The organism is Anaerolineae bacterium, from assembly GCA_035529315.1.
GTDB lineage: Bacteria > Desulfobacterota > Desulfobacteria > Desulfobacterales > ETH-SRB1 > Desulfaltia.
The window spans coordinates 18,611-30,147 of sequence record DATKWZ010000041.1 but is presented as its reverse complement, the minus strand read 5'-3'; the positions used below and the strand labels follow the sequence as shown (position 1 = coordinate 30,147).

7 protein-coding genes are annotated in these 11,537 nt (G+C 43.9%); 6 read left to right on the top strand and 1 reads right to left on the bottom strand.

Translation table 11 applies throughout. From position 1 onward, the window contains the following. Positions 1–257: 257 nt before the first annotated feature. Positions 258–992 (bottom strand): protein phosphatase 2C domain-containing protein, encoded by a 735-nt coding sequence (locus tag VMW78_08020; GenBank protein HUV50948.1) that lies wholly within the window; start codon positions 990–992, stop codon positions 258–260. Positions 993–1,147: 155 nt separating this feature from the next. Between VMW78_08020 and VMW78_08015 the strand changes: the two genes are divergently transcribed. The 6 genes from VMW78_08015 to VMW78_07990 all read left to right on the top strand — a co-directional run bounded on the left by VMW78_08015 (position 1,148) and on the right by VMW78_07990 (position 11,516). Then, positions 1,148–1,552, top strand: coding sequence for a YraN family protein (locus tag VMW78_08015; GenBank protein HUV50947.1), 405 nt, complete (start codon positions 1,148–1,150; stop codon positions 1,550–1,552). After that, positions 1,527–2,453, top strand: a complete 927-nt coding sequence (rsmI, locus tag VMW78_08010) for a 16S rRNA (cytidine(1402)-2'-O)-methyltransferase (protein ID HUV50946.1) — start codon at positions 1,527–1,529, stop codon at positions 2,451–2,453. The genes VMW78_08015 and rsmI overlap by 26 nt, the downstream gene beginning before the upstream one ends. Before the next feature lie 125 nt (positions 2,454–2,578). Then, positions 2,579–4,741 (top strand): acetate--CoA ligase family protein, encoded by a 2,163-nt coding sequence (locus VMW78_08005; GenBank protein HUV50945.1) that lies wholly within the window; start codon positions 2,579–2,581, stop codon positions 4,739–4,741. A 149-nt stretch (positions 4,742–4,890) separates the two neighbouring features. Beyond that, positions 4,891–5,463, top strand: coding sequence for a 4'-phosphopantetheinyl transferase superfamily protein (locus VMW78_08000; GenBank protein HUV50944.1), 573 nt, complete (start codon positions 4,891–4,893; stop codon positions 5,461–5,463). Between the two features lie 82 nt (positions 5,464–5,545). Further along, a complete protein-coding gene (locus tag VMW78_07995; protein HUV50943.1) occupies positions 5,546–7,126 on the top strand; it encodes an MBL fold metallo-hydrolase RNA specificity domain-containing protein in 1,581 nt (526 codons plus the stop codon). A 34-nt stretch (positions 7,127–7,160) separates the two neighbouring features. Then, positions 7,161–11,516, top strand: a complete 4,356-nt coding sequence (locus VMW78_07990) for an acyl-CoA dehydratase activase (GenBank protein HUV50942.1) — start codon at positions 7,161–7,163, stop codon at positions 11,514–11,516. Positions 11,517–11,537: the final 21 nt, after the last annotated feature.

The following is an 11,537-nucleotide window of genomic DNA, read 5'->3' as shown; positions in this document are numbered from 1 at the left end:
TTAAGCTTCGACAACGGCACCAATCACAAACATTAATACACTGTTTGAAACCACGTATGAGTTCAGTAAGTTATATATCCTTTGTGCCTGTCCTTGGCACAAGTCATGGAGTGCTGGTTAAAAAAGACAGATAAATCATTTTGCTTGAAAAATTGAATTTGGCTCCTTTACCGCCTTGACTTTGATAGAAATCAAGGGTGCGAAACTTGAGTAAATAAGCTGAACCTATTGCCAGTATTGTAAATAATACTTTTCATTCAAGCATTATTTACCATTTTTACATTTAATATAATAATAGTAATGTTGTCGTCTCCCCCATATTTATTAGCCAGATCCACCAGCGTTTTACAGGCTTTATCCGGCTTTTCTTTATTAACAACCGCAAGTATTTCTTCCAAAGAGACCTTATCGCTTAAGCCGTCGGAACTAATAACCAGGGCATCATCTTTGAAACACTGAATTTCGCAGATATCAGGCCTTACTGTTTTTCCAATTCCTATGGCGCGGGTGAGTATGTGTTTGAATGAGCCGCTCAGATACTTTGCTCCTTCCGTGTTGATAGCTGTCTGTTCGGCAAGAAGATTGTGGGTTACGGACAGAAGCTTTATACTTTTGTCACGCACAAGATATATGGGGCTGTCGCCTACGTTGGCTGCAATGATGGTATTGTCGGTGAAACAGACGGCCGATACAGTGGAGCCCATCCCCTGGTATGAGTTTATATCGCACGAGGCATGAGATACCACATGGTTGGCCAGATGGATGCTGGAGAGGAGCTGATCGGCCATTCCTCCTTTCTCTTTTCCAGACCGCTTCATGTGGTTTTGAATTGTTTCAACCACAAGCTTGCTTGCCGTTTCGCCGGCCTGGTGCCCTCCCATGCCGTCGGCTACCACATAAAGCCTCTGGTCATCATCCAGAAACAGGCAATCCTCATTATTTTTTCTTTTTTTGCCGATGTCTGTAATGCCTGATGATTCAATGACAACCATAATTATTTTTATATCACAAAAAAATATTTTACAAAAAAGCTTTTTCCCAAACAATAATCCTGTATTGATTTTGTTTTAATAATATTATATTTTAAACCTGATTAAGCAAAAAGCTCAATTGATAGTTGTCAGGGATTAGGATTAAGGGGATTGTTATGACAACGAGAGATCAGAAATTCGGCGAAAAAGGTGAATCTGTTGCCGTTGATTGCCTTAAAAAGCAGGGATACAGGATAATTGAGCTAAATTACCGCACTAAACTCGGCGAAATCGACATAATAGCAAAACAGGGGGAAACCCTTGTCTTTATAGAGGTAAAAGCCAGAAAATCCAGCCGGTTCGGTCGTCCTGAATTGGCGGTAACCCCCAAAAAACAGAGAAAAATTTCAATGGTAGCTTTATATTATCTCAAATCCACAAAACAAAGCAATACAAAGGCCAGGTTTGACGTGGTGGCTATTAATTCAACAAATTCAACAGAAGCAACAAAAGCAATAAAAGCAAAAGAGAGGCCAAACATTAAGATAATCAAAAATGCCTTTGAACTTGCCTACAAATAATCCTGAACAGCCCCGCAAAAAAGGGGATCTTTATGTTATTGCCACCCCTATCGGCAACATGGAGGATATCACTTTAAGAGCCCTCAATGTCCTGGGAAGAGTTGATTTTATCGCCGCAGAGGATACAAGGCATACATTAAGACTTCTATCTCATCATAATATTAAACGCCGTCTTATTTCTTATCATGAACATAATGAAAGGGAACGCACGAAGAACCTGCTTGATAAACTTAACTCCGGGTTATCGGTCGCGCTTGTGTCGGATGCCGGGACGCCGACTGTGTCTGATCCCGGCTATCAATTAATAAAGGCGGCTATAGAAAAGGATATAAGAGTTATTCCCATACCCGGTGTGTCTGCAGCCGTTGCCGCCATCAGTGTTGCTGGAATGCCGACCGATTCCTTTGTTTTTATCGGCTTTCCGGCTAAAAAAAAGGGAAAGCGGCTTGAGCAGTTGAGGAAACTGGTTTTTGAGCAAAAAACAATAATATTTTATGAATCTCCAAGGCGCATGCAGGCACTTTTAGAGGAAATAATATTGAATATAGGCGACAGAAAAGGTGTATTATGCCGTGAGATGACCAAGCTTTATGAGGAGTTTGTCAGGGGTAATTTATCCGACATTCTCAGATCGTTGAAAAGTCGTCCGTCAATAAAGGGAGAATGCACACTTCTTGTGGCCGGAGAAGAGGAAAATAAAGATATTTCCGTGGAAAAGGTAGGAGAGGAAATAAAAAAGAGGCTGGCATCGGCAAAAGGCGGCCTGTCCGATATAGCAAAAGAGATAGCAAAGAAATATAATCTTCCTAAAAACATGGTGTATGATGAGGCTTTGAAAATTAAAATGGAGGTAAAAGGCCAGCCACTAAGCCACAAAGGCACAAAAGAGAGATGTGATTGATAAATTGAGGAATTAAAAGTAGTGACATCCTTCGATTCCTAAAATATGAATTTTTAAGAAAATTATATTATAATCTTGGTGCCTTAGTGTTTTTGTAGCTGAACCATTACAATTGGAGAGGGAATATGCAAGGTCTTGATGCGATTTTTTCCCCGGAATCGGTGGCCGTTATAGGGGCGTCCACCAAGTCCGGAAAGGTTGGACACGATATTTTTGCCAATATCTTGAGCGGAAATTATCAGGGGACACTTTATCCTGTTAATCCTAATGCCAAGTCGGTTTTAAATATAATGGCATATCCATCTATCCTGGAAGTGCCCGGGGATGTGGATCTTGCGATAATAATTCTTCAGCCCAAATTAGCCTTAAGGGCTGTTGAAGAGAGTGTGATAAAGGGGGTAAAGGGAATTGTTATCGTATCTGCCGGCTTTCGGGAAGTGGGTGCTGAAGGCCTGGAGATAGAAAACAGGATAGCTGCTGTTTGCAAAAAGGCAGGGGTGCGCCTTGTGGGTCCAAACTGTCTTGGCGTGATCAACCCGCTTCCTTCGGTAAGTCTGAACGCGAGCTTTTCGGCGCGTATGCCTGCAAGCGGCAATATTTCCTTTATTTCCCAGAGTGGTGCATTATGCACGGCTGTTCTGGATTTTGCCGCTGACAGGGATTTTGGCTTTTCAAAGTTCATTTCCATAGGCAACAAGGCAGACGTGGATGAGCTTGATCTCCTGCGTTACCTGCATGAAGACATGGATACAAGGGTTATTTTGATGTATCTGGAAGAGCTTCGAAGAGGTCCGGAATTTATAGAGATCGTGAAAGAGATTACCTCCGGAAACAGGCCGACCCCTATACTCGCCATAAAGTCGGGAAGGACAAGCGCTGGAGCCCGGGCAGCAGCGTCCCATACAGGGGCTCTGTCCGGAGCTGAGGCGGTGTATGATGCGATTTTCCAGCAGACCGGGATGATTCGTGTTGATTCAATTAATGAACTTTTTGATTTTGCAATCGCTTTTGCCTATAAAAGTGAAAGCGCTTTGGGAAAACTCACAAGGAAGATTCCTCACGGCAACAGGGTCGCAATTGTCACAAATGCGGGAGGGCCGGGGATTATAGCTACCGATATTACTATGTCGTCCGGGCTCGCGCTTGCCAAATTTCACCAGGAAACGATTGATGCTCTTGCAAGCCATCTCCCATTTACAGCAAACCTTCATAATCCTGTGGATATCATCGGAGATGCCGCGCCGGATCGTTATGAAAACGCCTTAAGCGTTGTAATAAATGATGATGGAGTAGACGGCGCCCTTGTAATTCTCACACCTCAGTCCATGACGAACGTTCTTGGAACAGCGGAAGCCATTATAAGAATTGCCAGGCGTACTCACAAGCCTATCCTATGCTGTTTTATGGGGGTTGTTGATGTTTCCGCCGGAGTAAGATATCTTCAGGAATATGGTTATCCGGTTTATAAGTTTCCTGAAAATGCGGCAAAAGCTTTTGGAGCGCTTTATAGATATTTTAAGTGGTTGAACCGGCAGCATTTTGCGCAATATGAATTAAAGCACGATAAAGAGCGTGCCGCCGATATTATTAAAAATTGTCTTGAATCAGGGGAAACCCGTCTGGGCGAACTGGATGGAATCGAACTGCTTAAATGCTATGGTTTTAATGTATTGCCGACACAGCTTGCGGAAACCGGGGAAGAAGCGGCAGAGATCGCCGAAACCATCACCTTTCCTGTGGTAATGAAAATTGTCTCCCCGCAAATTCTGCACAAAACCGATGCCGGCGGAGTCATGTTGGGGCTTGAGAGCCGGGATGAGGTAAAAAAGGCTTTTAATAAGATTGTTGAAAAAGCTAAACAGCATGATCCCAACGCGGAAATAAAGGGGGTGCTGATTCAAAAAATGGCCATGCGTGGGGAAGAGGTGATACTTGGCATGAACAGGCAACCGGTTTTCGGGCCATTGCTCATGTTTGGTCTCGGCGGAATATTTGTTGAACTTTTTCATGATGTTGTATTCCGCATAGCGCCTATCGGCAGAAACGAATCCCGCAGAATGATCCGCGGTATTAGAGGATATAAATTATTACAGGGCTTCAGGGGAAGGCCGGAGGTTGATATAGAAATTCTTGAAAAATCAATGGTAAGCCTTTCAGACATGTCAATTAACCACCCGGAAATCGATGAGCTGGATATAAATCCGCTTCTGGCCCATGAAAAGGGAAAGGGGGCTACCGTGGCTGACTGCAGAATTATTTTAAAAAAACCGGATGATCCGGAAGAATAGATAACTATTCGGCCGCAGATTGACACAGATGAACGCAGATGGGTTTAAATACAAGTAACCGTGAACCTTGAACCGTGAACGATTACAGAATGATATCAGCGATGATCAGTGTCAATCTGCGACTGAATAGTTGCGAGGAGTATATCAATTTGACTTCTATTTATCCGGTTATACTTGCGGTTCCTGATGATAAGAGAACCCTTTCCGGTAAAAACAGGACATTGTATCTCAGCAGGCATGCGAGGTATGCCCTTGAAATATCCGCCCAAAAGAGCCGCATTCATTTGGGTGAGCTTTTTAAGGATAAAAACGGCGCTCCCATGCCCTGTGGAGACAATTACTGGTCCCTTTCGCATAAACCTGCATATGTTGCTGCAGTAGTGGCTTCTGAAAGAATAGGCATTGATATAGAAGAAATACGGACATGTTCAGAGTCTCTTTTCAGGAAAATAGCGGATCACAGAGAATGGGGGCTTGGTGATACAGATAAATTTAAGCTGTTCTTTCGATACTGGACCGCCAAAGAGGCTGTGCTTAAGGCTGTAGGGGCAGGCCTGAAAGATCTTTCAAAATGCAAAATTGCGCAGATTATTGATGAAAATAATCTTGCCATAGAATATATGAATAAAAGTTGGCTGGTTGAGCATCTCTTTTTCAATGGGCATATTGCATCGGTAAATAAAGGTTTATATGATATTAAGTGGTCAGTGGTCAGGGATTAAAGGATTAAAGGATTAAAGGATTAAAGGATTAGAGGATTAAAGGATTAGGGATTAAGGGATTAGAGGATTAAGGAGTATTGATATGCATGTAACATTTTATGGCGCGGTCCGGGAAGTCACCGGATCGATGCATCTTGTTGCAACCGAGACCGACAGGATACTGCTGGATTGTGGAATGTTTCAGGGACGACGGAAGGAGACCGAACAAAAGAACAGAGTGCTTTCTTTTGACCCGCAGATTATCACAAATGTACTGCTTTCGCATGCCCATATAGACCATTCCGGCCGCATTCCCCTGCTGACGAAAAATGGATTTAACGGAAATATTATCTGCACTCGAGCCACGGCCGATGCCTGTGAATATTTGCTGGATGATTCCGCTTATATTCAGGAATCGGATGCAAATTATCTTAATTATAAAACCGTCCGTTCATATTTATATGGGTTGCTGGCATCTTCGGATAAGAAAAAGAAATCAGGCCATGACAATGAAAAAATAAGAAAAATTTTAAAGGGCAATCATAATGCTCTTAACACGGAAAAAATTAACGAATATATTGAGAAATACCATATGGAAGGTGTTCGGCCGCTATATACTGTTTTTGAGGCACAGCAATCATTTAAATATTTTAACGGTTATCCATATCGTCAATCTGTAACAATCGGTAAGGATACGACCTGTACCTTTTATGATGCCGGTCACATTCTTGGATCAGCCTTTTCCATTATCAAAACCATTGAAAACGGCCGATCATATACTATTTGTTATACCGGTGATATAGGCAGATTTGATACGCCGATACTAAAAAATCCGACCCTGAATTTTCACGAAGAGGACAGGGACATAGATTTACTGATTATGGAGAGCACATACGGCAATCGTTTGCACGAACCGGTGAAGGATTTAAAACAACAATTGAAGCAGGTGCTTATCGATACTTTCAACCGGGGTGGTTCTGTTTTAATACCATGTTTTGCATACGGACGCACACAGGAAATTGTATATTTTCTTCACGAACTCTATGATGAGGGAGAAGTGCCGCGGAGGCCGGTTTATGTTGACAGCCCTCTTGCGACTAAATTAACAGGGGTTTACGGCGAACATCCCGAAGTTTATGACAGGGAAACCAATGAAGTCTTTTTAAAGAAGGGCAAAAACCCTTTTATGTTTGACCAGATCCGTTTTGTGGGATCTGTTGATGAGTCAATGGATCTCATGCGGGATGAAAAACAGCATATTGTTATTGCTGCTTCCGGGATGTGTGAGGCCGGACGCATTTTGCACCATCTGCGTTATAAGATACATAATGAAAAAAACACCGTTCTTATTGTCGGTTATATGGCTCAAAACACTCTCGGCCGTCGCATACAGGAAAACGGCGAATCATATGAGAAATCCGGCAGAAAGGATCCGCCTCCGCAGCTTAGATTCCTAAATAAAATTTATCCGCTTAAAGCCCATGTTACAAGGCTGGGCGGGTTCAGCGCTCATGCCGACAAAAATGAAATGCTTCGATTTATCAGGGAGTCAAATTTACGCATAAAGAGAATCGCTGTAGTTCATGGAGAAGAGGATCAGTCGATTTTATTTGCCAACCAGCTCGAAAATGAGGGTTTTTCGGTACTTGTGCCCAGGGTTGGAGAGACGGTGTGGATAAAATAAAAATTTAAATAAGCAATCAGGTCAGAAAGGAAGTATGCGCGGTAATATAAATTCGCTTGGGATATGTCTGGGGGCATCTACAGTTTCACTTGTCTGGATGGAGCTTGAGCAGGGCAGGGATGGGAAAAACAAAACAAAGCCCCGTCTTGTTAAATATTCACTTCATTCACACGAGGGAAATCCAAAGCAGACATTGCTTTCAGCTCTCAATTCGCTGGACATGAATTCATACGACAGGATTGCTGTGACAGGAAGGAGATTTCGTAACTTTGTAAACCTGTCATCCATATCTGAACCTGAAGCAGTGGAATATGCATATGGTTTTGTCAAACCCGCGGATATTGCATGTCCGGCAGTTGTTTCCGCAGGCGGGGAGACCTTCATGGCATATGTTCTGGACGGTCATGGGCAGATATCCAATGTTTTGACCGGCAACAAGTGCGCATCAGGAACCGGTGAATTCTTTCTTCAGCAGTTACGCAGAATGAAAGTAACGCTGAAAGAAGCGGCAAAGTGGGCGGTTACGGAAGAGCCATATCAGCTTTCCGGGCGTTGTTCGGTTTTTTGCAAATCCGACTGCACCCATGCAACCAACAAAGGCATTCCCAAATCAAAGGTAACCGCCGGGCTTTGCAAAATGATGGCGGAGAAAATATTTGAGCTTTTAAAAAAGGTGCAAAGAAAAAACATTATGATTGTCGGTGGCACCGCTCTTAATCAGATGATGATTGAGTATCTGCGCAAAGATATTGCGGGCCTTATTGTTCCTGAGGAAGCTCCGTATTTCGAAGCTCTTGGAGCTGCTCTCTGGGCGCTGGAAAATGAGACCGCCGAATTTCCTGGAATGTCGGATTTATTAAGAACAGAAGTCGCATCGTTTGACACACTTATGCCCCTTATGGATTTTAAAGAAATGGTTGAATTCAAGACCATCGCGATGGGGGATGTCCGGCAGGGGGATGAATGCATACTGGGGCTTGACGTTGGTTCAACTACAACAAAGGCGGTTCTTCTGCGGGTCGAAGACAATGCAATCCTTGCGTCCATTTATCTGCGCACCGACGGCGACCCTGTTGGAGCTTCCCGTAAATGTTATGATTCGATTCTTAAGCAGATAAGTAAAAATGTAAATCCTGATGAAATAAGTATAACAGGGCTGGGTGTTACCGGCTCGGGCCGCCAGATAGCCGGTCTCCACGCGCTTACAAAAGGGGTTATCAATGAGATAATCGCCCACGCGACCGCGGCAGTATATTTTGACCCCAGGGTGGACACAATCTTTGAGATAGGCGGACAGGATGCCAAATATACGTATATCACAAATGCCGTGCCATCCGATTATGCGATGAACGAAGCCTGTTCCGCGGGCACAGGTTCTTTTCTGGAAGAGTCCGCATACGAGACCCTGGGAGTGAAAATGGAGGATATCGGCGACATTGCTTTTAAAGGCAGGAATCCGCCTAATTTCAATGACCAGTGCGCCGCATTTATCGCATCCGACATAAAGAATGCCATTCACGAAGGTGTGAAGCACGAGGATATTGTAGCAGGTCTGGTCTATTCCATCTGTATGAACTACTCAAACAGGGTTAAGGGGAACAAGCCGGTAGGAGAGAAGGTGTTTATGCAGGGAGGGGTCTGTTATAACAGGGCGGTTCCCTTTGCCATGGCCGCGCTTGTGGGCAAGCCGATAGTCGTTCCTCCTGAGCCGGGGCTTATGGGCGCTTTTGGTGTCGCGCTTGAGGTCAAGAAAAGGATTGAAACAGGATTAATGGAAAAGAAGATCTTTGACCTGAGGGCTTTGCTTGACCGTGAGGTGGAATACGGAAAATCCTTTATATGCAAAGGTGGAAAGGAAAAATGTGACCGGCGCTGCAATATAGCTTTAATCAAACTGGAAGGAAAGAAATATCCCTTTGGCGGAGCCTGCAACAGATACTATAATTTGCGGAACAAGGTGAAATATGCCGTGGAAAAGCTTGACCTTATTCGTGTCCGGCAGCAATTAATTTTTGATAAGTATGGAGGTAAACTGCCTGAGGACGGCAGGGAAAAACAAAGGGGGAGAATCGGAATAAACAGAAGTTTCCTTGTTAACACCTTTTATCCACTTTATTCAACATTTTTTACTCAGCTGGGGTTTGAGCCGGTTGTGCCTGATTCCCCTTTTAAAGAAGGAATGGATCAGAAAGAGGCGGCCTTTTGCTATCCTGCAGAATTGACCCATGGTTTTTTTTATGCACTGATTTATATGAATAATCCTCCGGAGTTCATATTCCTGCCTCACTTTAAAGCTGTTCCTGCTCAAAGCTGTTACGCAAGCTCACAGGTTTGTCCTTTTGTTCAGGGTGAAACATTTTATCTCAGGACCACATTCAGGAAAAAACTGGATGAACTTAAGAGCAGAGGGACAAAGGTATTGACACCGCTGCTTGATTTGACAGAAGGGCTGGAAACCGCAGAGAAGCCTCTTGTTGAAACAGCCGTAAAGATGGGTGTCGGCAGAAAAGAGGCTGGAAAAGCTTTTGAAAAGGCCCTAAAGAAGCAGATGGAATGCTTTGCCGAGATGAAAAAGATCGGTAATAAAGCTATTGAAGCGCTGGAAAAGGATCCGGATAAAACAGCGGTGGTAATATTTGCAAGGCCTTACAATGGATTTGTTAAGGAAGCGCATATGGGAATTCCAAACAAGCTTGCATCAAGGGGCGTTCTGGTAATACCGTTTGATTTTCTTGCATTTGATGATGAGAAAATGAAACGCCATATGTACTGGGGAATGGGGCAGATCATATTAAAGGCGGCAAGGATTGTTAAGAGTCATCCTCAACTGTTTGGAACTTATATAACAAACTTTTCCTGCGGCCCTGATTCATTCATAGTAGGATATTTCAGGAGTCTTATGGGGCAAAAACCGTCGCTGACCCTTGAACTGGACAGCCACACGGCAGATGCCGGACTTGAGACCAGGGTTGAGGCGTTTCTTGATATTGTCGCGGTTTACAGGCAGCTTCTGGCAGAGAAGATGATTCCTCAAAAGGAGCACTCTTTTGTTCCTGCTAAAATAGAATTGAGAAAAGGAAAGATTGACTTGATAACATCTTCCGGTGAAATACTGCCGGCCGGTGACCCGCGCGTTACGCTTCTGTTCCCGTCGATGGGCAGGATTTCCTCCGAATCGCTGGCAGCGCTATTTCGCGGCTTTGGGTTCAATGCAATAGCTCATCCGCCGTCTGATGAGGCGGTATTGAAACTCGGGCGCGCAAACACTTCCTGCAAGGAGTGTTTGCCGCTGATACTTACAACAGGAACATTGCTTAACTATATTTACAACATAAAAAAGGAAAATGAGGTTCTTATTTACTTTATGCCTACAGGATCAGGCCCATGCCGGTTCGGGCAGTATTACATATTCATGGAGGACCTTGTAAAAAGGCTTGAACTGCCGGATGTAGCCATGTTTTCACTGACATCAGAGAATTCTTATGCCGGCCTGGGAAAAGATTTCCAGTTAAGAGCATGGTGCAGTGTTGTAATATCCGATGTTATGGAAGACATACGGTCAATGATATTAGCCAATGCAACAGATACCGAAGATGGGATGAGAATATTTAATGAGGAATGGAATCTGATATTGGAAGAGATAGAGAGAGGGGATTTTTCTAAACTGGAAAAACAGCTGGTTCGTGCTTCCGAGCATTTTAGCCGGATTTCTGTGAAACTTCCGCCAAAAGAGGTGCCTGTAATCTGCCTTATAGGTGAAATATTTGTCCGCAGGGATTCAATATCGCGCCAGTATTTGACAAGACGTCTGGCAAAAAGCGGATTTGCTGTTGTCTGTTCACCTGTTGCTGAATGGATATTATATTCCGACTACATCATGGATAAGGGGCTTACTGAACACAAGCTGTCAAGAATGGAGAAGCTGGCACTGGGAATCAAAAGGAAATATATGGCCCAATATGAAAAGCTTATTAAATCCATTTTATCCGGATCAGGGCTTGTTCACGCAGAACCTATTGATATTGAAGAAATAATTAACAACGCCATGCCTTATATATCGCCGAACCTGACAGGTGAAGCAGTTCTTACAGTGGGAGGCACTATAACCGAGGTGGCCTCTCATGCATGCGGCGCTATTGCCATAGGCCCGTTTGGGTGTATGCCGAACCGTCTTTCGGAGTCTATCCTGAATGTGATAATGAATCGCAAAGGAAAGCTGGCGACCGATCCTGATAATAAGCGGCTACAAAAAATGCTGACAAATATTGAAGATCTGCCTTTTCTGGCAATTGAAAGCGACGGTTCTCCTTTCCCGCAACTGATAAATGCAAAGCTTGAGACCTTCTGCCTGCGGGCAGGGCGATTGCACAAAAGAATGCTTGATGCATAAGTGAGCCATAGTATCCGGGCG